At 33.9% G+C, this 24755-nt stretch carries 29 protein-coding genes; 2 read left to right on the top strand and 27 right to left on the bottom strand.

Going from position 1 to position 24755, the window contains the following annotated elements; translation table 11 throughout:
• Positions 1-103: 103 nt before the first annotated feature.
• Together miaB and F7O84_RS18925 are read right to left on the bottom strand one after the other, a co-directional pair.
• Positions 104-1558 carry a tRNA (N6-isopentenyl adenosine(37)-C2)-methylthiotransferase MiaB gene (miaB, locus tag F7O84_RS04145; RefSeq protein ID WP_151142245.1) on the bottom strand — a complete coding sequence of 485 codons (1455 nt, stop codon included), beginning with the start codon at positions 1556-1558 and terminating at the stop codon, positions 104-106.
• Positions 1559-1668: 110 nt separating this feature from the next.
• Positions 1669-2979, bottom strand: a complete 1311-nt coding sequence (locus tag F7O84_RS18925; protein ID WP_192451649.1) for an ABC-2 transporter permease — start codon at positions 2977-2979, stop codon at positions 1669-1671.
• A 183-nt stretch (positions 2980-3162) separates the two neighbouring features.
• Here F7O84_RS18925 and F7O84_RS04135 point away from each other — a divergent pair, with 183 nt between their 5' ends.
• Positions 3163-3471 carry a DUF6774 domain-containing protein gene (locus F7O84_RS04135; protein ID WP_151142243.1) on the top strand — a complete coding sequence of 103 codons (309 nt, stop codon included), beginning with the start codon at positions 3163-3165 and terminating at the stop codon, positions 3469-3471.
• 39 nt (positions 3472-3510) lie between these two features.
• Here F7O84_RS04135 and F7O84_RS04130 read toward each other — a convergent pair whose 3' ends face one another.
• From F7O84_RS04130 to F7O84_RS04055, 16 genes are all read right to left on the bottom strand, one after another.
• A complete protein-coding gene (locus tag F7O84_RS04130) occupies positions 3511-4476 on the bottom strand; it encodes an L-lactate dehydrogenase (protein WP_151142241.1) in 966 nt (321 codons plus the stop codon).
• Positions 4477-4615: 139 nt separating this feature from the next.
• Positions 4616-5173 (bottom strand): 5-formyltetrahydrofolate cyclo-ligase, encoded by a 558-nt coding sequence (locus F7O84_RS04125; RefSeq protein ID WP_151142239.1) that lies wholly within the window; start codon positions 5171-5173, stop codon positions 4616-4618.
• Complete coding sequence (locus F7O84_RS04120) at positions 5151-5372, bottom strand: DUF896 domain-containing protein (protein WP_151142237.1); 222 nt, start codon at positions 5370-5372, stop codon at positions 5151-5153. Before F7O84_RS04120 ends, F7O84_RS04125 begins: the two co-directional genes overlap by 23 nt.
• A 12-nt stretch (positions 5373-5384) precedes the next feature.
• A complete protein-coding gene (locus F7O84_RS04115; RefSeq protein ID WP_151142235.1) occupies positions 5385-6236 on the bottom strand; it encodes a patatin-like phospholipase family protein in 852 nt (283 codons plus the stop codon).
• A gap of 40 nt (positions 6237-6276) precedes the next feature.
• Positions 6277-7122 (bottom strand): glutamate 5-kinase, encoded by an 846-nt coding sequence (proB, locus tag F7O84_RS04110; RefSeq protein WP_151142233.1) that lies wholly within the window; start codon positions 7120-7122, stop codon positions 6277-6279.
• Positions 7123-7169: 47 nt separating this feature from the next.
• Entirely contained in the window at positions 7170-8762 is a 1593-nt protein-coding gene (locus tag F7O84_RS04105; RefSeq protein ID WP_151142230.1) for an NAD(P)/FAD-dependent oxidoreductase, read from the bottom strand.
• Positions 8763-8775: 13 nt separating this feature from the next.
• Complete coding sequence (locus F7O84_RS04100) at positions 8776-9999, bottom strand: BaiN/RdsA family NAD(P)/FAD-dependent oxidoreductase (protein ID WP_151142228.1); 1224 nt, start codon at positions 9997-9999, stop codon at positions 8776-8778.
• Positions 10000-10211: 212 nt separating this feature from the next.
• The gene (locus tag F7O84_RS04095) at positions 10212-10817 is read right to left on the bottom strand and encodes a hypothetical protein (RefSeq protein ID WP_151142226.1); all 606 of its coding nucleotides are present in this window, start codon (positions 10815-10817) and stop codon (positions 10212-10214) included.
• Between the two features lie 80 nt (positions 10818-10897).
• Positions 10898-12544 carry a putative polysaccharide biosynthesis protein gene (locus F7O84_RS04090; protein ID WP_151142223.1) on the bottom strand — a complete coding sequence of 549 codons (1647 nt, stop codon included), beginning with the start codon at positions 12542-12544 and terminating at the stop codon, positions 10898-10900.
• An 80-nt stretch (positions 12545-12624) separates the two neighbouring features.
• Entirely contained in the window at positions 12625-13122 is a 498-nt protein-coding gene (ybeY, locus tag F7O84_RS04085) for an rRNA maturation RNase YbeY (RefSeq protein WP_151142221.1), read from the bottom strand.
• Positions 13112-14305 (bottom strand): HDIG domain-containing metalloprotein, encoded by a 1194-nt coding sequence (locus F7O84_RS04080; RefSeq protein WP_151142219.1) that lies wholly within the window; start codon positions 14303-14305, stop codon positions 13112-13114. Before F7O84_RS04080 ends, ybeY begins: the two co-directional genes overlap by 11 nt.
• 2 nt (positions 14306-14307) lie before the next feature.
• The gene (locus F7O84_RS04075; protein WP_151142217.1) at positions 14308-15306 is read right to left on the bottom strand and encodes a PhoH family protein; all 999 of its coding nucleotides are present in this window, start codon (positions 15304-15306) and stop codon (positions 14308-14310) included.
• Positions 15293-16528, bottom strand: coding sequence for a sporulation protein YqfD (yqfD, locus tag F7O84_RS04070; protein WP_151142215.1), 1236 nt, complete (start codon positions 16526-16528; stop codon positions 15293-15295). Before yqfD ends, F7O84_RS04075 begins: the two co-directional genes overlap by 14 nt.
• Before the next feature lie 11 nt (positions 16529-16539).
• Entirely contained in the window at positions 16540-16836 is a 297-nt protein-coding gene (locus F7O84_RS04065; RefSeq protein ID WP_151142213.1) for a YabP/YqfC family sporulation protein, read from the bottom strand.
• 228 nt (positions 16837-17064) lie between these two features.
• Positions 17065-18369, bottom strand: a complete 1305-nt coding sequence (locus F7O84_RS04060) for a pyrimidine-nucleoside phosphorylase (protein ID WP_151142211.1) — start codon at positions 18367-18369, stop codon at positions 17065-17067.
• 28 nt (positions 18370-18397) lie between these two features.
• Entirely contained in the window at positions 18398-18958 is a 561-nt protein-coding gene (locus F7O84_RS04055) for a GNAT family N-acetyltransferase (protein ID WP_151142209.1), read from the bottom strand.
• A 352-nt stretch (positions 18959-19310) separates the two neighbouring features.
• Here F7O84_RS04055 and lexA point away from each other — a divergent pair, with 352 nt between their 5' ends.
• The gene (gene lexA / locus F7O84_RS04050) at positions 19311-19928 is read left to right on the top strand and encodes a transcriptional repressor LexA (RefSeq protein ID WP_151142207.1); all 618 of its coding nucleotides are present in this window, start codon (positions 19311-19313) and stop codon (positions 19926-19928) included.
• Positions 19929-20015: 87 nt separating this feature from the next.
• On the opposite strand, the gene F7O84_RS04045 is transcribed toward lexA, so the two are convergent.
• From F7O84_RS04045 to rplU, 9 genes are all read right to left on the bottom strand, one after another.
• On the bottom strand, positions 20016-20216 hold the full coding sequence (locus F7O84_RS04045) for a hypothetical protein (protein ID WP_151142205.1): 201 nt from the start codon (positions 20214-20216) through the stop codon (positions 20016-20018).
• 39 nt (positions 20217-20255) lie between these two features.
• On the bottom strand, positions 20256-20606 hold the full coding sequence (gene rsfS / locus F7O84_RS04040; protein WP_151142203.1) for a ribosome silencing factor: 351 nt from the start codon (positions 20604-20606) through the stop codon (positions 20256-20258).
• Positions 20599-21204 carry a bis(5'-nucleosyl)-tetraphosphatase (symmetrical) YqeK gene (gene yqeK / locus F7O84_RS04035; RefSeq protein ID WP_151142201.1) on the bottom strand — a complete coding sequence of 202 codons (606 nt, stop codon included), beginning with the start codon at positions 21202-21204 and terminating at the stop codon, positions 20599-20601. Before yqeK ends, rsfS begins: the two co-directional genes overlap by 8 nt.
• Before the next feature lie 17 nt (positions 21205-21221).
• Positions 21222-21845 (bottom strand): nicotinate-nucleotide adenylyltransferase, encoded by a 624-nt coding sequence (nadD, locus tag F7O84_RS04030; RefSeq protein WP_151142199.1) that lies wholly within the window; start codon positions 21843-21845, stop codon positions 21222-21224.
• Between the two features lie 23 nt (positions 21846-21868).
• A complete protein-coding gene (yhbY, locus tag F7O84_RS04025) occupies positions 21869-22168 on the bottom strand; it encodes a ribosome assembly RNA-binding protein YhbY (protein ID WP_151142197.1) in 300 nt (99 codons plus the stop codon).
• Between the two features lie 42 nt (positions 22169-22210).
• Entirely contained in the window at positions 22211-23494 is a 1284-nt protein-coding gene (gene obgE, locus F7O84_RS04020) for a GTPase ObgE (RefSeq protein WP_151142195.1), read from the bottom strand.
• A 272-nt stretch (positions 23495-23766) separates the two neighbouring features.
• Complete coding sequence (rpmA, locus tag F7O84_RS04015) at positions 23767-24057, bottom strand: 50S ribosomal protein L27 (protein WP_151142193.1); 291 nt, start codon at positions 24055-24057, stop codon at positions 23767-23769.
• Between the two features lie 3 nt (positions 24058-24060).
• Positions 24061-24390 (bottom strand): ribosomal-processing cysteine protease Prp, encoded by a 330-nt coding sequence (locus F7O84_RS04010; RefSeq protein WP_151142191.1) that lies wholly within the window; start codon positions 24388-24390, stop codon positions 24061-24063.
• A 23-nt stretch (positions 24391-24413) separates the two neighbouring features.
• Positions 24414-24722, bottom strand: a complete 309-nt coding sequence (gene rplU / locus F7O84_RS04005; protein WP_151142189.1) for a 50S ribosomal protein L21 — start codon at positions 24720-24722, stop codon at positions 24414-24416.
• Between the last annotated feature and the right edge of the window lie 33 nt (positions 24723-24755).

Genomic DNA, 24755 nt, shown 5'->3' with positions numbered 1-24755 from the left:
CTTTTTCTCATCCATGGATATTATATTCAATCTTTATTTGGAAAACAACTAAAATAGAGCTTTTGTAAACAATTATTCTTCTTTACAAAAGCTCCATTCTTTCTTAAATTAATTCAGCCATGTAGTAGAATCCTTTACATTCTAATAGCTTTACTTTTACAATTTTGCCTATCAAGCTTTTGTCTGCCTTAAAGTGGACAATGATATTATTACTCATTCTTCCTGTCACCAGACTTGCATCTTGCTGATTTTCCTCTTCTACTAATACCTCTACTTCTTGATCTGAAAAACGTTGTGTCATTTCTCTTGAGATTTGTTGCACAACAGATAGCAAGCGGTCGAAGCGTTCCTTGTTGATTTCTTCTGGCACCTGTCCTTCCATAACTGCTGCTGGAGTTCCTGAACGTTTTGAGTAGATAAATGTAAATGCAGAATCATAGCGAACTTTCTTTACAACATCAATGGTTTCTTCCACATCTTCATCTGTTTCTCCTGGGAAGCCTACAATAATATCCGTAGTAATTGAAATATCTGGAATCGCTTTACGTATCTTTTGAGCTAATTCTAGATAGCTTTCTTTTGTATAACTACGATTCATTTTCTCTAAAATCCTCGTACTTCCAGATTGTAAAGGTAAATGCATATGCTTACATATCTTTTTCGAATGTTTCATCACCTCAATTAATTCATCTGATAAATCCTTTGGATGAGAAGTCATAAAACGAATACGCTCTATTCCATCTACCTTTTCAATTTCTTGTAGTAGCTGTGCAAATGTCATTGGGTCCTCTAAAGACTTTCCATAGGAATTAACATTTTGACCTAATAACATAACTTCTACCACACCTTGACTTGCCAAATCTTCAATTTCACGTATAATATCCTTTGGATTTCTGCTTCTTTCTCTTCCTCTTACATATGGCACGATACAGTAACTACAAAAGTTATTACAGCCAAACATGATATTAACTCCTGCTTTGAAGCTGTATTTACGTTCTGTTGGTAAATCTTCTACTATGTCATTGGTACCTTTCCAGATATCAATAACCATTCGCTCTGATTGTAATCTTGTGTAAAGTAACTCTGCAAATTTAAAAATATTGTGAGTACCAAAAATAATATCAACAAAAGAATAGCTTTTCTTAATCTTTTCTACTACTTCAGACTCTTGCATCATACAACCGCATAGAGCAATTAGCATATTTGGATTTTCTCGTTTTACTCCGTTTAAGTATCCAAGACGCCCGTACACTTTTTGGTTAGCATTATCACGAACCGTACAGGTGTTATATATTACAAAATCAGCTTTTTCAGTCTCCGCCTGTTCATATCCCACTAATTCTAAGATTCCAAGAAGTTTTTCTGAATCCTTTTGGTTCATCTGACAACCAAACGTCGTAACCTTACAAGTAAGAGTTCTTCCTAACTCGTCCGCCTTCTTCTTAACTAACGCTCTTGCTTTTGCAATAAAATAATATTGTCTTTCTGGCTCTGTTATTGGTTCTTCTTTTGAAATATCTATTGTATCAAAATCAATCTTAATCACTTTCTTATCCATCCTTTAACTTTTAATCATACCCTAAAAGTATAGTAGAAAGTCCCGTTTGTGTCAAACGCTTTTCAACAAAAAGATAAGATACCTAATTGTTCCTTTTCCTTTGTCTTCTTTTATTGCAGATTCTTATAAACTTCATTAATAATCAAATCCTCTAATTCCTTATCTTTTTCAATCTCAAGACTATGATTTAATTCTTCTTCTAGTTTTTGTGTTAAATCCTCCAAATCAAAATCATCTTCCTCTTCTTCGCTTACAATCTCTACTGGTTTATTCTTGTCTAGAATGTCTTCAATAATAATATCCTCGTTTTGGATTTGACTATAACTTGTTGTATCATTAAGAACGCTTTTCTCAAGCTCATCTTTTCTCAATTGATAATTCTTTAAGTCTGCGTATTCTTTATCATCCTCTTTTTTTTCATCCACTTCTTCTAACTCTTCCTCATCAAGCTCCTCTTCTATTTCATCCTCATCTTCATATTCCTCTTCCTCTAATACATCCTCATCTTCATATATATCTTCTTCATCATCTTCTTCAAAGTCAAACTTATCTACAACAAAATCTTTTATTTTTTGTGCTATCGTACTTATTATTTCAACCAAAAAGAACTCGGCTTCATAGTCATATCCCTTCTTACCCTGCTGTTTCTTTTTATTCTTTGAAGCATTCTTTTTAGCTTTTCTCTTTTTTGTTATCTTTTTATGTTCCTTTTTATCTTCCTTTGTTTCTTTCCTTTTTCTATTTTGTCTTTCCTCTTTTATATTTACTTCTTCTTCCTCATCGTCTTCTGCATTTTTTCTACCAACAAATAATAGAATATATTGCACAAGAATACCAATGAAAGATAACACAATACCAAATTTTAAAATAAAAAGTGGATCTTCTTTTTTTAATATAATGGCTAGGCAGGCGGCACTTACGAATCCACCATTCGTACCTGTTAGCAAAATAACGACATGGCGATACAAATCAATGGCTAGTAACCCCATTAAAAGGCCACCAATGACACCTGCAATGATATACTCATCCTTATTCATCCACTTCATAATGGCTATACCAAGTATCACACCCGTTATAAATCCCATACAAAAAGCTCCTCCTTTATAGAGCTTATATGAGAAAAATCCTATTATCACTGCACCAATTCCCGCAGCCAACATCATGATTCCTACGCTTGGCAGTTTATTAGAAGAAAGTGTATAGATTCCACTTACCATGCCCACACCTAGAAGACCACCAATTAGCACTCCTGCCATTCCAATTAAAACCTTGAACACTTTATGCCCTAAGAAACAGTTTACTAGCGCAATAATGAATACTGGTATTGCTGCAGGTAATAAATACTTTGATAACACTTCCATATATTGTCCTGATAATATATTTGTAATATCTGACAGATCAAATATTTTTAGTAACTCCATCTTTATGTCCTCCAAAACTTTTAAGCTTATCTTATTATCATACCAAACTATTATGAAGTAAACATTAAAATGAGAAAAAATTAATAACTTTTTCATTCATTACAAAAATATGAAGAAAAAATATTATTTTTTCCTGCACTGAGAACTTGAAAATGCATATTATATATATAAGGGGGTGGTAGAATGAAATCATGTGAGCTTGTTACATATGTTACTGCCATTGCATGTTTCATTGCAGAAAATTGTCCTGAAGAGGAGCTTCCCATTATCTGTGCAATGATCGCCCAACTTAACGATACATTAAGAACCATCATTGCACAAAATATTTTTTGTAAAAAAGAATTAGAAAAACTACTCAAAGCAGAAAAAGATCTAGAAAAAGAAACTGAGAAATTACTAAACAAAGAAAAGGAAGCTGAAAATTTATTAGATAAATCAGGATTAACCTTAAAAGATATCCTTCAATCCATAAAAAAGGATGCTGAAGAATAAATCAGCATCTTTTTTGTGGAATAACTTCTTCTATAAAAATTATAGCAATCCCACTTTCTTAAAATAATCTTTCGCATATGCTCTTACTGTTTCAGCAGAACGATTAAAGCGTTGTTTCTCGTCTTCTAGCATATGAAGCTCTAGGATATCAGATACACCGTTGCGATTTAAAATAACTGGTACTCCAAGATACACATCTGACTGTCCATATTCTCCGTCTAGATAAGTGGATACTGGAATTATTTTATTCTCATCATTTAAGATTGCTTTGATGATTCCAACAGCGGCTGTTGCGATTCCAAAGGAAGTTGTTCCTTTTCTATCATATATCTCCCATCCTGCACGTATCGTCTTATTTACGATGTCATCTAGTTCGATTCCTTTCATTAATTCAGGGTTATCTAGCACAATATCATAGAATTTTTTCCCACCAACCGTTACCAAAGACCAAGGAACCATTTGAGAATCTCCATGTTCTCCTAATGAGTATGCATATACACTTCTTGGGTCTACATGAACGATTTCTGCTATTATGTTTTTAAGCCTTGCAGAATCAAGTGCAGTACCAGTACCAATCACTTGATTCTTTGGTAGATTAGAGATTTTTTGTACATAGTGAGCAATGATATCAACTGGGTTAGATATGACAATAAAGATACCGTCAAATCCTGCTGCCATAATTGGCTCCACAATACTTTTTGCTATTTTCGCCGATACTTCAAGTGTATCTAATCTGCTTTGCCCTTTTTTAGGAGGCGCACCTGCGGTTATAACCACTATATCAGCATCCTTGCAATCAGCATAATCCCCAGTCATAACTTTTGTATTACGATTGAGATACTCTACATCATCGCGCATATCTAGTACCTCGCCAAGCGCCTTTTCCTTATTGATATCTATCATTATTATTTCATCACAAACACCTTGTGTTAGCAAACTAAAACCTGTAGAAGCTCCCACTAGGCCACATCCAACAATTGCAACTTTACTTTTATTGATTCTCATAATAGATTCCTTTCAAATTTTTATCATAGAGTCCATAGACACAAAAAATCCATGTACATATTGCTCTATGTACACGGATTTCGTCTTTGAATCCATTTCAATTATAATCGTAATCTTAAAATATGTCAATTTCAAACTTTTATCGGCAATGAATGAGTCTTTTCTCTGTTATAATCATATCAACTGGTATGTCATATGCATCATAAGGCACTTTTTCTATCATTTGAAGTTCAAGTACAAGGGAAATCTTTTGCGCCACTTTATTCTCTTGTAGGTAGCGATCATAATAACCTTTTCCATAACCAACCCGATATCCTTTCTCATCAAAGGCAATCCCTGGAACGACCATAATTCCCGACTTATCTTTAACAGGTTTTGTCATTTCAGGCTCTCGAATTCCAAAAAATCCTTCTTTTAATTCTTTATCATTTGGTTCCAAATAATAAAATACAATCTGATCGTTTTGGACTTTTGGTATTGCAACTTTCTTCCCTTTTTGATGAGCATCCACAATAATTTGTTTCGTTACAACTTCATTTTTAAAATCCATATAAATATAGAGTAAATCTGCATTCTGGTACTGTGGAAGGGATAAAAACGAATTGCAAATCGTTTCACTTTTACTGTAGAGTTCCTCTTTTTCAATGTCTAATCGCTTGGTAAGAATTTGATGTCTAATGTCCTTTTTTTCCTGCATATTTTTCACCTAGGTTCTCAATGCTTCCATCTTCATTTTCTATGCTGATATTATTTAGCTGCCCTCTTAGGTTAGCTCGAATATTTTCGATATATTCTCTTCGTAAATCTGCCTGCTCTTTTTTTTCAGCTTCGGTAAGTCCCTCTGCTTTTGACTTTCTGTATAGTTCATTGATTCGTGTTATTCTTTCTTCTAACATTTTCTCCTCCAATTACGCTTCTAAGTATTTTATTAAACTTGGATAAAGTTGTTTTGCTATTTCATATCCATGTTGATAGAATTTATATAAGACATCAGGATTCGTCTCAGCTTGTTTCACAACAAGTTCTTCTGGCCGAATTACGAATATCTTGCCCGCTTCTTCTAATTTTTCTATATATTCAATGGTTTTGTTGTATCGGTCGGGCCTTCTTTTTATTGCTTTTACAAGATTTGGATACTCTTTATAAACCATTTGTGACACTTTATTAATTCTCGGTGTTCTTTTTTTTATATAACCTTTGTTTCTTGTTAAAATAATTACGGCTTTTTTACATCCATCCTTTAAAGCTTTTCTAATCGGAATGGAATCAGACATTCCTCCATCCATCATTGGAATATCATCTACCATTACAATTGGTGCTACCAAAGGTAAACTGCTTGATGCTCTGCATATTGCCATAATTCTTTTTTTGTTCTTTTTTTCACTTAAGTATTCTGCTTTTCCAGTCAAACAATTTGTTGCAGTTAAGATACAAGTTTGATCAGATTCAAAAAAAGTCTTATAGTCAAAAGGAATCTCACTATTTGGAAACACATCAAAGATTAAATCCATGTCAAATAAACTTCGCTTTTTAATTAAATATTTAAGGCCTGCATAACTTCCATCTCTTAAATAATCAATCATACATTCTTTGCTTCTTCCATGTTGATGCGCAACATAATTTACAGCATTGCATGCTCCAGCAGAAACTCCAATTACATAAGGAAGGTATAAGTTTTGCTCCATAAAATAATCAAGAACACCTGCACTAAATACTCCCCTTGTTCCTCCACCTTCTAAGATTAATCCTGCCTGTTTCATTTAACCGCCTTACCTTTCTGATTACTTCCCTATATTAAAACTATAAATTTTCTTCTATAAAATCAATCAAATAAAAATCTTCATTCTTATTTTGTTTGAATAAAGTTCCTACATTTTCTCCCTCTATAATCCTATGTATCACACCCATATCTTCTCCATTTGCAATAATCATATCGGTTCCCGATTCGGTTGCGATTCTAGCTGCTTGTAGCTTTGTAGCCATACCTCCTGTTCCCACATCACTTCCTGAAGAACCTTTTGCCATGTCAAGTAGCTTCTGGTCAATAGTCTCCACGCAATCAATAAACTTTGCATGTTTATTTGTGTTTGGGTCATCTGTGTATAGGCCGTTAATATCAGATAATAAAATAAGCACATCTGCCTTTATCAAAGATGCAACAATTGCAGATAATGTATCATTGTCACCAAACTGCATTTCGTAAGTTGATACCGTATCATTTTCATTGACAACAGGAATTACCCCCATACTAAGCAATTCATCAAACGTATTCTTTGCATTGATACGGCTTAAATTATTAACCATCGTATTCTTAGTCATTAAAATTTGGGCCGTATTTTGGTTATATTCTGCAAAAAGTTTTTGGTAGGTCATCATAAGCTTTGCCTGACCAACTGCTGCACATGCCTGTTTTAAAGATATGGTATTTGGTCTTTCATTTAATCCCAATGCCACTCTACCAACTCCAATTGCTCCTGAAGATACCAATACAACATCCTTGCCTTGATTTCTAAGATCACACAACTCTCGAATCAACTTTTCTAACTTTATTAAATTCAAATTACCCGTTTCTGGATGAATAAGTGAAGAAGAACCTACTTTTACCACGATTGTCTTCTTATCCTTTAATAATTCTCTTGTATTCATTTTGTTTCCCCTTTATGAAATTCAATCTTTTGTTCATCAAACATAATTTAGTTGAATGGTTGATATTCTTTCGCAATTGCTTCTGCTACTTTGATTCCATCCATAGCGGCAGAGGTTATACCACCTGCATATCCAGCTCCTTCACCACAAGGATAAATCCCCTTGATATTACATTCAAAGGATTCACCTCTTGTAATGCGAACAGGAGAAGACGTTCTACTTTCCACGCCAGCAACAATTGCATCTTCTCTACTAAATCCTTTTATATTTTTCTCAAACTGGTCAATACCTTCCATCAAAGACTCTGCTATAAACTCTGGAAAAATACTTCTAACATTGGCTAATGTATATTTTCCTTTTATCTGAGGTGTTATTCCAGCCAAACCCGTAGTCGTTTTATTCTCTTTAAAGTCACGATACAATTGGATAGGTACAGCTCCCTTTCCAACTTCATACGCACGTTTTTCAAGGCTTCGCTGAAATTCTAAGCCGCCCAAAGGAGAATTAGATGGAAAATCATTAGGGGATACACTCACAATGATTGCACTATTTGCATTTTCACCGTCACGTTTGCTATAACTCATTCCATTTACTGCAAGTCTTGCTTCTTCTGAGGACGCGTTTACCACGTAACCGCCTGGACACATGCAAAATGAATAAACGCCACGTCCATTACTGAGCGACTTTGCAATTTTATATTCTGCATTTGGTAAATGTGGATGTTTTCTCACTCCATATTGCGATGCATTAATCATTTCTTGTGGATGTTGAATTCTCACTCCAACAGCAAATGCTTTTGCTGCCATATCAATTTTTTTGGATAGAAGCATCTCAAAGGTATCTCTTGCACTATGCCCAATTGCTAGCACAACGACATCTGTCTCAATTTCTTCCTTGTGATTGACAATCACTTTCGCTATCGTATCCTTCTTTATTTCTATATCCGTTACTTGAGCATCAAAACGAACTTCACCACCACATGCTATAATTTGCTCTCTTATATTTTTAACTACTTTAGCCAAAATATCGGTTCCTATATGAGGTTTGTTCATATAAGTAATCTCTTTTTGTGCGCCTGCTTCTACGAATATTTCCAGCACCTTTTTATTTCTACCTGAGGGATCTTTTACTAATGTATTTAATTTTCCATCTGAAAACGTTCCAGCTCCTCCTTCTCCAAATTGCACATTTGAATTGGTATTTAACGTTCCAGACTTCCAAAACGCATCCACTGATTTTATGCGTTCTTCTACACATTCTCCCCTTTCTAGGACAAGGGGTTTGTAACCTTCCTTTGCTAACATCAGTGCACAAAAAAGCCCTGCAGGGCCACTTCCAATGATAACTGGCCTCTTTGTTAGTTCTTTTGTTCCTTTACTTGTGAATACGTATTTATTCTCGACGACAACTGATATATTGGGGTCGTGAATCCTTTTTAATACATCTTTTTCCTTGTCAAGCAAGACATCAATGGTGTAGATAAATTTAATATCATTCTTTTTTCTTGCATCAATGGATTGCTTGATGATTGTATATTCTTTTATTGCATCAGGGGTAGTTCGAAGCTGCTTACTTATTTTCTTAAGTATTTCTTCCTCTTTATGCCCTGGATTTAGTTTTAGTTGTTGTACTCGAATCATTTCTTCCTCTTTCCTATGACATGCTTGCAGACTTACCTGCTACATAACCGCTTGACCAAGCCCATTGAAGATTGTATCCTCCACAAATTCCATCTACATCAAGTAATTCACCTGCCAAGTAAATTCCTGGCATTTTAAGTGATTCTAACGTATCTGGAAATAATTCTCTTGTATCAACTCCACCCGAACATACTTGTGCTTGTTCGAAGGAGTTATAAGATGTAACCTTAACTTCAAAAGCTTTTATTTTTTGTATCAAACGATTGATTTGAACTTCCTTTAACTCTTTTCCCAATGATTTTCCTGATAGATTTGCTTGATTTAATAGGACGGGTACTAATTTTTTGTTGAATAATCCAATTAAAATATCTTCCATCTTTTTCTTTGGGTCATGACGAATCTGTGAATATAGAAAAGATATTATTTCTTTTTCATTCTTATCTGGAATAAAGTCAATATAAACACTGACTGCCTTCCCCTTTTCTACAGCTCTTATCGCATATCTACTAATTTGAAATGTCGGTATTCCTGATATACCATAATCTGTCAGCTGCAATTCGCCTTTATCTTCTACAACCACTTTTTTATCTATCATCAAACGAAGTCTTGCTTCACATCGAACTCCTGCAAGACTTTTAAAATAGTCTCCACTGCATCTTAATTGAACCAATGCTGGTAATGGTGTTATGATGCGATGACCTATTTGCTTTGCAAGAGCGTATCCACTTCCATCAGACCCTGTTTTGGGTGCCGCTTTTGAACCCATTGCCATTATTACTTTATCACATGTATAAGTAACTGTATCGGTTAAAATTTGAAATCTTTGTTTCTTTTTTATTTCTTTTATTGAAACAGAATATATAATATTGATATGTAGCCTATCTAACTCAAGCTTTAATAAATCAAGCACCGCACTTGCTTGTTCTGAGTAAGGGTACACATATCCAAGTTTTTGCTTGGTATAGATTCCAATTTCTTCAAAAAATTGTAAGGTCTGCTTCTCGTTAAATTGCGATATGACTTGCATCGGAAATTTATGATTATCACTTCGATAATGCTCTGGTAACTGGGATAAATTAGTCAAATTACATCTTCCGTTACCAGTTGCCAAAAGTTTTTTTCCAAAACGCTGTGTATGTTCCAATATGGTAACCTTCGCATGATTTCTTGCCGCCGTTATGGCCGCCATAACACCAGCAGCTCCAGCTCCAATTACTATAATTTCTTGTTTATTCATAGTACCTTAAAGATACTCCTTCCCTTTTGCAGTTATGCTTTACTACCTTTTATAACCCTTTAATCAATAATTATATCATATACATTTTTTATTTACTATAAATTTTTCTTTGAAAGGAATGAAAAAACGAATGCATAATATAATACAAATGCTGTCTATATAGGTTAATTTACTTAATCCATACAAACAGCATTTTTCATAGCTATTACTTTCTAGCTGGAATAATTCTCTAAGAAATTATATAGTTCGTCCAACGTTGTGATATACTTACCATTTATAACCTCTTCCTTAAGTTCTTCTGGAAGTTCTTCTGTTGATATATTCGTATATTCATAAACCGTACTTTTATCAGCATAATAAACCGTAACAAAACCATTCTCTGCTACTAAAAAATATCTATAATTATCTGCATAAGGATGATATGTCTTTCTAAGGACAATCTTATCCTTTGAAAAGGATACTAATTCAAAGCTTTCCAATCCTAACTGTTTATCCTCCAAAGAAGGTGACGATTCATAGCTTTTTAAAAATTCGATTAGTTCTTCTCTCGTTAAACCAACAAAATCAGCTGGTGTAGGAAGCGACTGCTCCTTTAAGGTAAATTCTTTGGAATTATAGTATTCTAAAATATACTTAGTTGAATTGGTTACAGTTTGGTCCGTATTGGTATCTGCCGATATGAGTAAATCTTCACTCTTTATTTCAGTTTGATTACTTTCCTCTTCATAAATATCTCTTGAAACCTTGTATGTCAAAAAATAAACAGAAACAGAAAGCAATGCAAATAAAAATAAGCTGAGTACATATGTTTTCTTCATAACTTCACCCCTCCATAAAGGTATCACATGTTATCTTTTTACATATAGTATCAGCTAATTTTTCTAAATTATTCAATTTTTTACATTAAATGAAACTTTTCCACGATAGAAATAAGGATATATCCCTTTGGTATTCGCTCCAAATCTTCTCTTGCAACTCCTTTTAATGCTACGAGTAAGATAAAGTATACGATTCCTCCTATGATAATAGCCAGTAAAGTAGAAATGCTATTACTAACTACTTTAAACAAAGCGAAGTAAATCAAATACACAACTACTCCCATAAAGATAGCTGCAATACCAGGGATGACAAAGGTAGATTTTATCTCTTGTTCATAATCAACCACTTTTCGAATGGCTACTCCATTAAGAATACACATAATTAAAGCAAAGATAATATTGCCAAATACAACTGCGTAGATACCCCATTTAAATACACCCAACATAATAACCAATGCAACCAGATGAAGAATTAAAGAGATTACTGCATTCCTAACTGGGATATTCATATGATTCAATCCCTGCAATATGCCGTTGGTCAATGTGGACAATGCATATAAGACCGTTGAGATAGAACCTATTTGTAATAATCTAGCTGGTAGTTCACTTGAGTCATGAAATAATAATTGCAAAATAGGTGATGCCAAAACGGTTAAACCAACCGCACAAGGAATGACAATTATCATAGTAAATCGAATAGATGTACTAATCTTTCTTACCGCAACATGTTCCTTTCCTTCTGCTAATGCTCTTGAAAGCGTTGGTACTGTAGATGCTGCCAATGCATTTGCAATTGCCAATGGAACATTTGTAAGTAGTTTATATTTTCCTGTAAAAACTCCATATAATTCCGCTATGTCATTACTTGCATTTCCTTGTATCATCATAATCTTATTAAATACACCTTGATCAATGATTGAATTGATATTATAGATAGCAGTACTTAGAATAACTGGAACAATCGTGAGTATTAGAATTAAGAAAATATCGGAATAGGATTCGTTGTACCTGGTTCTATCTCTTCTTATTTGTCTATTAATTACTTGTTTATACATGAGTGCGAGAAATAGAAGAAATAAAAGACCAAATAGCACGCCTGCACCTGTACCTAACGTACCTCCTGCTGCCCCATAAGCAGGAGCATACGACTCAGTAAATAATAATGCATCTAACTTTTGTCCATAAGAAAATAAATAAAAGGCCGCCGCAACGCTTACACCTGCATTTACTATCTGCTCAATAATTTGTGAAAACACAGTAGGAATCATAGTTCCAAGCCCTTGGAAATACCCTCTTAGTACTCCCATAATTGCACTTAATACCAAAGTAGGTGCCAATATTTTTAATGCAAGAGAACTCATTGGTTGAGACATTAATGTCCCTGCCAAAAAGTCTGCCCCAAAATATGTAATGACAGAAACTGTAATTCCTGCTATTCCTGCAAAAATAAGTGCTCCTTTATAGATTCTATACGCATTTCGTTTTTCTCCCTTGGCAAGTCTTGCAGATACTAGTTTTGATACTGCAACTGGTAGACTATAAGAGGATAGCAAAAGCATAATAGAATATACTTCAAATGCACAGGAATAATACCCATTCCCTTCATTACCAATTATATTCGTTAACGGAATTCTATATATAATACCAATCAGCCTGCAAATCACAGATGCGATTGCCAAGATGCTTCCTTGTATAATAAAATTCGACTCACTTCTTCTTTTACCCATCATACACCTCTAATTTGCGGATATTGAAAGTGAAACTTTCCCGCAATTATTCTTTTGTAATGCGATCACCATTACGTAATTCACCGAAGAATATTAAGCTTCTCTAGAATCGCACGCTGCTTTGCTTCCATGGTTCTAGCTTCTTCTGGCTCCATATGATCATAACCACACAAATGAAGCACACTATGTGCAATTAAAAATGCAAATTCTCTCATAACAGAGTGATTGTAATTTGTAGCTTGTTCTAACACTTTATCAATCGAAATAATGATATCACCTAGTACTAATTCACCAGTCTCAGGATTAAAATAGTCCTCTTCTTTTTCTTCTACAAGTGAAAAGTCACCAGCAATTTCAAAATCAATCATCGGAAATGATAGTACATCCGTTGGACGGTCAATATCTCGATATTCCTTGTTAATTTTATGTATTTCTTCATTATCTGTCAATATCAAATTGACTTCTGATTCATAAGGACACGCTTCGTAATCAAGAACTTCGTTGATTACTCGATGAATCATTTCTTTATAATCAAAATCAAATTCTAACTTGGTTTCGACTTCTATGTTAAAGGTCATATATCATTTCCTCCTGTTTAAAACATTTCTTGATATCACGATACATTTTTAAAGATAGTCCAGATTCATCTAGCATGTCTTTATCAAGCTTCGTATCTATGACTTGATCAATTACGATATCTTTATCAAATACAAGTTCATTTTGCTTATCTTCTAAGTATTCAAAGGCAGATATAATCGTATCGGCTAACATAACAATAGCAGCTTCTATACTCTTTGGTACCTGCGTACGACCTGTATGCTGTTTCATAATATCAATTAATTCTTGAGGGAATGAATAACTCAATGCGATTTCGACTCCATGCTTGATATAATCCTTTCCTTCTAATTTACCTATTTTATGATAATATCCACCAGCTCTTGCCAGCAAAGAATCTGCCCCAACTTTATATGCAACCCGTTCTGAGAGCTTGGCCACTCGATAAGAATGCTCATATAAATCTTTGGAATAGTTCTTAAGCATTACAATTAGTTCATAATCTGGATCCGTAATGTGACTTAACTTTGCCTTAAGTTTATTATCAACCCGGTAATATACATAAGGAAGAGCAAGAATTATAACAACAATACCACCAAAGGTACAAAGCAATGAACTAATGATATACTTACTGTCATAAGTATCATTATGCAGATATTCAAGTATTCCTGTTAATGAAAGATTTGATGTAAGCATAATAATAGCTGCATACAACATGTTCTTTTTTTGCGTAAAATATTTTGCAACTGCACAGCCAACTAAGCCTGACAGCAAATAAAAGACTAATATCTCAATTGTATCTGTTGAAATTAAAGTCATCATAACGGATAGGTAAATCTGAAACAATATCCCAAGATACTCATTCGAGACAAGAGTCATAATAATTCCAATAATGAACATTGGTCTAATATCACCAGGAACAAAAGTTAGTATAAAGGAAAATATAAAAAGCAACCAATATACATTAATAATCCTTCCATAACTTGCTAACTGTTTCGTAAAATTAACCTTAGCAAACCGTTCCTTCGCCAAATAAAACACGATAACAGTAATGAATGCAATACTAACTAAAATATTCGCTATAATATCTCCCGTATTTTTCCCCTTCATCAATGATGTTGCCAAAATTAAGGCAATGGTAACTACATACATGACGATAGTCATAATGCCGTAATAGGCTCGTGAATGATTGTACTTATCTTTCATGTTTATCTCTTTCTTATCTTAGGTTTTGTATTTGAAGACGTATTTGATTTTGACTCGTAGTCATCATAGGCTTTTACAATCTTTTGAACCAATGGATGTCTTACAACATCCTGACTCGTTAACGTACAAAATCCGATTCCTTCCACTTTTTTAAGCACCTTCATTGCCACTTCAAGTCCTGATTTTGTTCCAACGGGTAAATCTTTTTGCGTATTATCACCTGTTACAATTACTTTTGAACCAAAGCCAATTCTGGTTAAAAACATTTTCATTTGTGCTGGTGTTGTATTTTGAGCCTCATCCAAAATAATATAAGCATTGTCTAGAGTTCGACCTCTCATATAAGCAAGGGGAGCAACCTCAATTAAGCCCTTTTCCATATTTCTAGCAAAGCTTTCTGGCCCCATAATCTGGTACAAGGCATCATAAAGCGGTCTTAAATACGGATCAACCTTACTTTGTAAGTCACCTGGTAAAAAACCAAGCTTTTCACCAGCTTCAATTGCTGGTCTTGTTAAAATAATTCGACTGACTTCATTATTCTTAAACGCAGTAATTGCCATCGCCATTGCAAGATAGGTCTTTCCTGTCCCTGCTGGTCCAATACTAAATACAATCATGTTCTTCTTTATTAAATCAATATAATTTTTTTGTCCAATTGTCTTAGGCTTGATTGGCTTGCCATTTATAGTATGACAAATCAATTCTTTATCAATCTCTACAAGTGCTTCTTCATTATCCTCAAAAGATAAAGATATTGCATAATCAACATTTTGTTCATTGATAATATTGCCTCTTTTTGACAACTCAATTAGCTGATTTATTATATTTTTAGCTTTCGTTGTAGCAACTTGGGAACCCAAAATTTTGAGTTCTCCATCTCTTGCTACAATCGTTACACTTAAAGTTTTTTCTATTTTTTTTATAAAGAAATCAAATTGGCCAAAAACATTTTTTGCATGCTCAACTGGCATTTCCATCACAATTTCATTCAAGCTCATCCGTATTAGTCCTTTCTTCAGGAATTGACAAAATCTCTGTATCAACTCGTTTCCCAATCTTTTCAATCACAACAAGAAAACCGTCTATTTTACAGGATTTTTTACCTATATGTATTTTAACATTATTTTCTACAATTTGAACCCCTTTTTCAATTAAAATTTCACAAAATTCTTTGAGCATCTTATTTCCTCTTGCGATTGCTTCATCTTTTGTGTAAGTGCTGGTCGTTGAAACATACTCTTTTATTTGTACTTTTCCGAGTATGAAAGGTAGATAAAAATTGTTTCCAATCTTTAATTGTGATTCATTCGTAATCATATCGTATTCATTATAACTAATTTTCCCACTTCGTATATTTATTTTTTTATTAAGGATTCTTAAATAAAACCTTAACTTTTCATTTTCTGTGTAATTTTTACTTGTATATTTTATGTCAAATTCCTCATTATATTCTTCTAATGTCTTGGCATATATATCCGCATCTGCTGCGTAATACTGGTAATCAGCTATTTCTCCATTGTCGTTATAGACATCAACTCTGCCTGATACTAAAACATCACCTTTTTTGACCACTGAGCCTTGTGTGACCATCGGTGTACCTTTTCTTGTAATAATACTAGTTATGATACAATCCTTTGTTGCAATTATATCACTTGGTGTCGCATTTTCCGTAATCATACCAACATCTGTATTTTCCTGCACTCGAATTAACAATCTTGTACCTTTTATTTGTGCTGAGGCCCATATTATGTCATCGTATTCACTTCGAATCATTTGTTCGATCTGCTCACAGCTAATTTGCTTCTTTAACATACCATGGTAAACATCATTTTGACTTAGGAAATCAAGTATCACGTTATCGGTTCTTGAGTAGTTTCCACTTACATCAATGTCCCAGATAAACAAAGAAAGTATATAGAGAATGATCGAGAATAAAATGATTCCACCAAAAAACATTTTCCGTTTTCGGTATTTGTATAAAAAAAAAGGAAGTCCATGCCTCTCTGTAATTTTTAACTTTGTATTCGTTTTTTTTAAAATAGGCTTTAGTTTTTTAAAATCTCTTACGCTTAAAAACATCTCGTATTGGTGATTTTGATTTTCTAGCCCCCATATTAAAATATTTCGATTGCTACATAAATTGATAAATCGTTCGGGAGAAAAACCATATACTTGTATTTTTAAATATCCTCTTATGAATTTCATAAGATTAATTAACATTTTCACACTCCCTAGTGCTGATATTTTATTTCATCTATCTGACCTATTATTTTCATTTCATCGTTCGTATAATAAACTACCATCAACCGGTCACCGTTGATTTCAATTCGGCAAGTCTTTGTTTGCAGTTTTATTTTCTTGTCCGTATATTCTATAATTCCACTATAATTTTCCACATATGCTTCACATTGCCCGGTTACCGTTAATATAGCCGCACCCAAAAGCAAATCCTTGGGGAGCTTTAGAGTATCTGCTACGTTTTCCATTAACCGATTGTTCTTTTGACTAGCAGCAACTCTTTTCTTCATCTCGTTACAAACCTCCTGTCTGCTTAACATCTGTATGTAGCTAATGCTAATATATGCAAATTCAGTTTAAAAGATTCAATGCAGCCCAAAATAGGAACAAGGCGTTGCTTGCCTGCATTTGTAAGAAAAAGTTGTGCTAGTCTATATATAAAAAGCTGGTAACTCTCTTATTATACCAGCTTTTTATGTAAGCTATGTGAAATTTATTTGAATTTTTACATGAATTTATTATTCTACAATTCCTTTTATAAACTTAGGCTTTTCTTTCTTTTCATTTGTAAAAGAATAAGTCTTTTTAAATCTTTCTTTTGCGGCTTGTAGTTTATCCTTATCATTTGCATAAATAGTAGCAAGGCTATCGCCTATATTCACGTAATCTCCTACTTTTTTGTGTAAAACAAGACCTACACCCAAGTCTATCTCACTTTCCTTTGTCTCTCTTCCACCTCCAAGAATTAAGGAAACAATACCAATTTCATCTGTAATAATATGCTCTACATAACCTTGTGTTGTTGCCTTAATCTCTTCAATTAAAGATGCATTTGGAAGCAAGGAGGTATCAAAGATAGGAGCATCATTTCCTCCTTGTGCTCGAATAAATTCAGCAAATTTATTTAATGCACTTTTATCTTCTATTGTTTGATATAGTTTTTCTCTTGCCTCTTCAATTGTAGCCGCATTTTTCGTACCAACTAACATGTAAGAGCCTAGTGTAACACATAATTCAAGTAGCTCTTTTGAGCCTTCTCCATTTAGCGTATCAATTGCTTCTTTTACTTCAAGGGCATTGCCAACTGCATACCCAAGTGGCTGATCCATATCAGAAACAATGGCAACCGTATTTCTACCAGCACCTTTTCCTATCTGCACCATTTCTTTTGCAAGCGCGAAGGAATCTTCTTCTGTCTTCATAAAAGCACCACTACCAGTCTTTACATCTAAAACAATCGTATCTGCACCTGCTGCAAGCTTTTTACTCATGATACTGCTGGCAATCAATGACATATTGTCAACTGTAGCTGTTACATCTCTTAGTGCATACAGTTTTTTATCCGCTGGTGCTAAATCTGCTGTCTGACCAATAATTGCCATCTTAATAGAGTTTACGTTTTTAATAAAGTCCTCTGTCGAAATATCAACTGAAAATCCTTCAAAGCTTTCTAATTTATCAATGGTTCCTCCTGTGTGACCAAGTCCTCTTCCAGACATCTTTGCAACTGGTACACCAAGAGCTGCGACCATTGGCCCTAATACAAGAGAAGTTTTGTCACCGACACCGCCCGTACTATGCTTGTCTGCTTTTAAGCCATTGATTCGAGATAAATCAAGAATATCACCACTATGAGCCATTGCCATAGTTAAATATAATGTTTCGTCTTCATTCATTCCACGAAAATAAATCGCCATCATCATGGCAGACATTTGGTAATCTGGGATGCTTCCATTGGTAAAGCCCTCCACCATAAAGTTAATTTCTTCTTGTGTCAATACAATTCCATTTCTTTTTTTCATGATTAAATCATACATTCTCATATAAAGCACCTCGTTTTCTATTTATTTCTTATAAAAAGTCTTGATATTCATCATTATTCTTAATTTTGTCCCATTCAGTTCTTAATATTGCATATTGATACGAATCAAGCCAAATTGGTTCTCCTAACTCATTGGTCTTAAAATAAACATTTTGAAGCATGAGTCCTTCTCGTCTCATCTTTAATCTCTCCATTAATCTCCAAGAAGGAACGTTCTTGGGACTGCAATATGCAACCACTCTCCTTACATTTAGTTCTAAGAAGGCAAATTTAAGCAACGCATACACACTTTCTGTCGCAAAGCCATTCTTTTGATAGCTTTTGTTAAAAACATAACCTAATTCCCATGTATCAAAATCACCTTGGTTAAAATAAAGATTCCCAATTAATTTATTGCTTTCTTTCAAACAAATTGCAAAAAAATCTTTTCTACTAGATCTTTTAATTGCTTCTTGTAATGCTTGCTCTTTTGTAAACACATGGTATGGTTCAAATTTAACCACATCTTCATCAGATAAATATTCAAACAAGTCCTCTCCATCACTCTTTTCAAATCTTCTTATATATAATCTTTTTGTTTCTAAATTCATAAATCCCCTTTTCTTAGTATTTACTTAACCCCATTTTATTGTTGCTATTTCTTTATTTAGCGGTATTTAAAGAATTATTGTATCACGCTATTCTTAGCATATCAACTGCTTATTTACATACCTAAATCTCTAACTAATCCTATCAAGTGATCACTTGTTTTACTCTTTATTCTAGCACTAAAGTCTATACTTAAATAATAACAGATTGCTATCATTTAACAAGCATAAGTTATTAACGTTCACGTTATAAACTCTTAGTTATCCCATGTTTATTTTGGCGAACATTCGTTTGCAATCAAGTAAGAGATATGGTATGATAAGTAAGTAATAAGAATTAAGGAGGAATTTGCGAATGGCTCAGGGCAAAATAACAGCTAAGCAATCAGAAATATTAGAATACATAAAGAAAGAAATATTAAGTAAGGGGTATCCACCTGCAGTTCGTGAAATATGCGAAGCAGTGAATTTAAAATCTACTTCATCCGTGCATTCTCATCTTGAAACCCTCGAGAAGAATGGTTATATACGTCGTGACCCCACTAAGCCTAGAGCAATCGAAATTATAGATGACACCTTTAATTTGACCAGACGTGAAGTCATTAATGTCCCTATTGTAGGTACTGTAGCTGCTGGAAGTCCAATACTAGCTGAAGAGAATATTCAAAATTATTTTCCAATCCCATCTGAATTTATGCCAAATCAGGACAGTTTTATGCTCACTGTAAAAGGTGATAGCATGATTAATGCAGGCATTTATAATGGCGACCAGATTTTAGTAGCAAAACAATCAACTGCAAGAAACGGAGAAATAGTTGTTGCATTATTAAATGATTCTGCTACTGTTAAAACCTTTTATAAAGAAAAAGGACATTATCGTCTTCAACCAGAAAACGATACCATGGACCCAATAATCGTAGATGATGTTTCTATATTAGGAAAAGTATTTGGTGTGTTTCGTTTATTCAAGTAATGATTATACGCAAAAACAGTACAGTAATATTATTTTACTGTACTGTTTTTATAATTCCTTCTTCAATAGAACAAATAATAAATAACGTTAAATAAGCCTTAAAAAAACAGACAATCCCACGATTGTTAAAATCATTATAACAAGAGTAAATATTCCAACGCCTCTAATCAATTTAATACGTGTTTCTAGCTCCTCTTTACTCTTAGCATTCCTAACATATTTTTCTGGTTTAACACAAAATGAAATTCCTATATATAGTACTACTCCAATTATTAATTTATTTAACATTCATCGCACCTTTATTATCTTTCGTATAACATACTATTTTTATAATCTTGAAGCGTCCACTTCTTTTCCATCTCTCCATATTCTTTCCAAGTCATAGAACAATCTATCTTCCTTTGAAAAAACATGAATGATAATATCACCATAGTCAAGCAAAATCCAACTTGCACTGCGATATCCTTCTACTTGTTTTGCCTCGTAACCTGCTTTGTAAAGCTCTTCTTGTACATTATCAACTAATGCTTTAACTTGATTTTCATTCGTACCATTTGCAATAATAAAATAATCTGCAAGTACAGATACTCCTGATATATCAATGATGCGAATATCTTCTGCTTTTTTATCTTCTAATGCCTGAAATGCTATCTTTGTCATTTCTTTTGAATTATTCATCCTGATTCAAATCCTTTCTTGAGTCAATTAATTCTTTATAATATTCATATGTCTTTTCTGTCATAGGGTCAATACTTCCAGGCCTACTTTTTAAATATTCCAATGTATCATTCAAAATTTCAAATGTGGCCATATCTATATCAACAAAGGCCATTTTTCTACGTTCCTCTAAAAATGGAGCCTTATCTCTTCTTGGTTCAATATAATCAGCCACAAAAATAATCTTATCAAGCAAGTCCATATCTGGCTTACCAGTTGTATGGTTTAAAATAGCGCTGATAATTTCTTTATCTCGAATTTGATACTTGTGCATGGCAAGAAAAGCCCCTAATTTGGTATGAAGCAAAAACGGATTCTCTCTTTCCCATTCCGTAATATTAATATTATGCTTTTCACATAAAGCAATCTTCTTATCATTTGGGATGCATTTTGCACAATCATGCATAAGACCTGCAAGCATAGCTGACTTTATATCATACCCATATCGCATGGCTAGAGCACCTGCCGTATACATAACTCCAATGGTATGCTCATACCTTTCTTTGTCTAATTTCGTCTTTAACTTTTTTCGATATTTTTCTAAGTTAATTTCTTTCATCCGTAACACACCCTACTTCAAAAATGCTTATATAGCTTATTTTTATAGATATAACGCTCCACATCACTTGTAACGTAGTATTTAATCGATTTTCCTGTACTAACCGAAGTTCGAATTAAAGTCGATGACAAATCAATATTCGGCGTATCTAATAAGTATATCTTACCATTATACTGCTTTGCAACCTCTTTTATCTTTTTATTTAATTCTTTTGATTCGAGATTGTATCTTGTTGCAACTAAAATGGTAGCACATTGAAATATTCTTTGTGTTTCTTTCCATTTATCAACTTCCATTAAAGAGTCAGCACCTAAGATAAAATAATACTCTACATCTGGATTTTCTTTGGTTAGACTTTCTAAGGTTTCATAGGTGTATGTGTATCCACTTCTTTCCACTTCAATCAAAGAGAGTTCAAAATGCTTGTTGCCCTCGATTGCAAGTCTGGTCATTTGTACTCTATGCTTTGTTAGTGCAGACACTTCATTTTTTTTGTGGGGAGGATTACCAGCAGGCATAATCAAAACCTTATCCAGGTTAAATTTATCATATGCCTGTTCCGCAAGCATAAGATGTCCAACATGGATTGGATCAAATGTGCCACCCATAATACCTATCTTTTTTTTACACTCACGTTCCATGGAATCATCTCCTAATAAATGTTTTATTTATTTGGCAGTACAATTTTTTGCTTTTCTTTTTCTTTTGCAGGCTTGTATAAAACAATTTTTTTACCGATTACCTGCACTACTTGTGATCTGGTTCTTTCTGCAATCATCTGTGCGATTTCTTTTGGATCATCTGCACAGTTATTTAACACACTAATTTTAATCATCTCTCTCGCTTCAAGTGCCTCACCAATCGCAGCCGTTACTTCTGGAGTCACACTTGCTTTTCCAACATGAAATATTGGGTCTAAAACACTTGCAAGACTCTTTAAATATGCTCTTTGTTTGCTTGTCATAAATTTTGAAATCCTCCTAATATTACTTACCATACGTTTTATTTATTTATAATAGTCAAATTCAAGTCCATACATGCGAACTGTATCACCTTCTTGGATGCCAGCCTGTTCTAGTTCCTCAAGGATTCCACTATCCTTTAAGAAACGTTGGAAAAAGGCAAATCCCTTTTCGGATTCTAAGTTCGTATAACCTAACATTTTATCTATCTTTGGTCCTTCTACTACATATACACCGTTTTCGTCTACTTCAATCGTATAAGGTTCATCTATCATAGGTATTTCGTCTTCAAAGAACTCTTTTTCAAATACGATTGGTTCAGGGTCTAGCCCTTCTAGCAATTCATTTACATAGTATAGTAATTCCTTCAATCCTTTTCCACTTACTGCTGAAATGGCAAAAACTTTGATTCCCTGTGGTTCAAATTCATCTCGAATCTTTTGTATAGGATCTTCATCACCTTCAAAAATGGCATCAATCTTATTTGCTGCAATCACTTGAGGTCTTTTTGCTATCTGCTCATTATAACTTGATAATTCTTGATTAATGGTATAGATATCTTGTATTGGATCTCTACCTTCTGTTGATGCAGCATCCACCATATGAATGATTACCTTTGTACGTTCAATGTGTCTTAAGAATTCATGTCCAAGCCCAATACCTTCTGAAGCACCTTCAATTAACCCTGGGATATCTGCGATTACAAAGCCTTTTTGATCATCCAAATCAACTACTCCAAGATTCGGATTTAAAGTTGTAAAATGATAATTAGCAATCTTTGGTTTTGCATTGGTTACTCTTGATAATAAGGTTGATTTCCCAACATTAGGAAAACCTACTAAACCTACATCTGCAATCACCTTTAGTTCCAATGTAACATGCAGTTCTTTTGCTGGCTGTCCAGGTTGAGCATACTTAGGAGCCTGCATGGTAGCGGTCGCAAAGTTCATATTACCAAGACCACCTTTTCCACCTTTTAATATAGTTTCTCTAACATTGTCACCTGACATATCTGCAATTACTTTACCTGATTCTGCCTCTTTTATGACTGTACCAGCTGGTACTTTTATGATAATATCTTGTCCATTTGCTCCATGACATTTCTTTTTTCCGCCCTGTTCTCCATCAGCAGCACAATATTTTCTTTTATGACGAAAATCTGTCAATGTATTTAATCCTTCATCTACAACAAAGATTACATCTCCGCCTTTTCCGCCGTTTCCACCATCTGGTCCTCCATTTGGTACAAATAATTCTCTTCTAAAGCTTACATGTCCATCTCCACCTTTACCAGCGCGGATATATATTTTTGCTCTATCTGCAAACATTTTATCACCTTTTTCTTTTTATACATTTATTAAATATCGTAAATTCATATATGTTACCAAATTACTTATTTGAGTTTTCGTATTTGTTTCAAATCTTAGTTTCGCTCTACTTTTGAAAGAAATACGAAACATCAAATGTCACAAAGTGTTGTTAAGAAAAACACATTTTATCTTTATTCTATACTCTGCTCAAAAAAGCCGTCTTTATTCTCACGATAAAAGTTATCTCTTAATCTGTGAGAATAAAAACGGCTTATGGTTCTACTGAACTTTTATTCGTTACTAGCTACAGGATAGATAGAAACTTGTTTTTTATCTCTACCTTTTCTTTCAAATCTAACAACACCATCCACTAAAGCGAATAAAGTATCATCTCCACCACGTCCTACGTTGATACCTGGATGAATCTTTGTACCACGTTGTCTGTAAAGAATATTTCCAGCTTTTACGAACTGACCATCAGCTCTTTTAGCACCTAATCTCTTAGATTCTGAATCTCTACCATTCTTAGTAGAACCAACACCTTTTTTATGAGCGAAAAATTGAAGGTTCATTCTCATCATGACCTACACCTCCTTGAGTTTCATTCTAATATATCCGTCGTTATAATCCCGTCTTATTCCTTTTAATCCAAGTTCTAAGGATTCCATAAGTAAAGTTCCTCTCTCACTGATGTGATTGGTGAAACGAAACTCTATGAGTCCTTTGTTTTCATCTGATTTAATCTTTATCTTATCTTCAGTAAACGCTTCTAAAGAATTAATGGTATTGATAACAAGTACAGACACGGCTGCACATACAATATCATGTCCTCTGTCCGCATATCCTGCATGACCTAAAGACTTAAAACCAATATAATCACCATTTGAATTTTTATAAAATGTAATCTGAATCATAATCGACCTTATGTTTTTGCCAATTAAGCATTAATTTTTTCGATCTTAACTTGTGTAAACGCTTGTCTATGACCGTTTTTCTTGTGATAACCTGATTTTCTCTTATACTTGTAAACGATAACCTTTTTCGCTTTACCTTCTTTTACTACTGATGCAGTAACAGTTGCGTTTGCTACTGTAGGTTCTCCTACTTTTAAGCTTCCGTCGTTTACAGCAAGAACCTGATCAAATGTAACAGTTTCTCCAGCTTCTACTCCAAGTTTTTCAACTCTAATGATATCGCCTTCGGCTACTTTGTACTGTTTACCACCTGTTGCTATAATTGCGTACATATGGCACCTCCTATTATCATTACTCGCCAGCTT

Source organism: Candidatus Galacturonatibacter soehngenii, from assembly GCF_008830185.1.
GTDB lineage: Bacteria > Bacillota > Clostridia > Lachnospirales > Lachnospiraceae > Lachnotalea > Lachnotalea soehngenii.
Note: the sequence above shows the minus strand (reverse complement) of the source record. Positions and strands in the feature narration are given on the sequence as shown.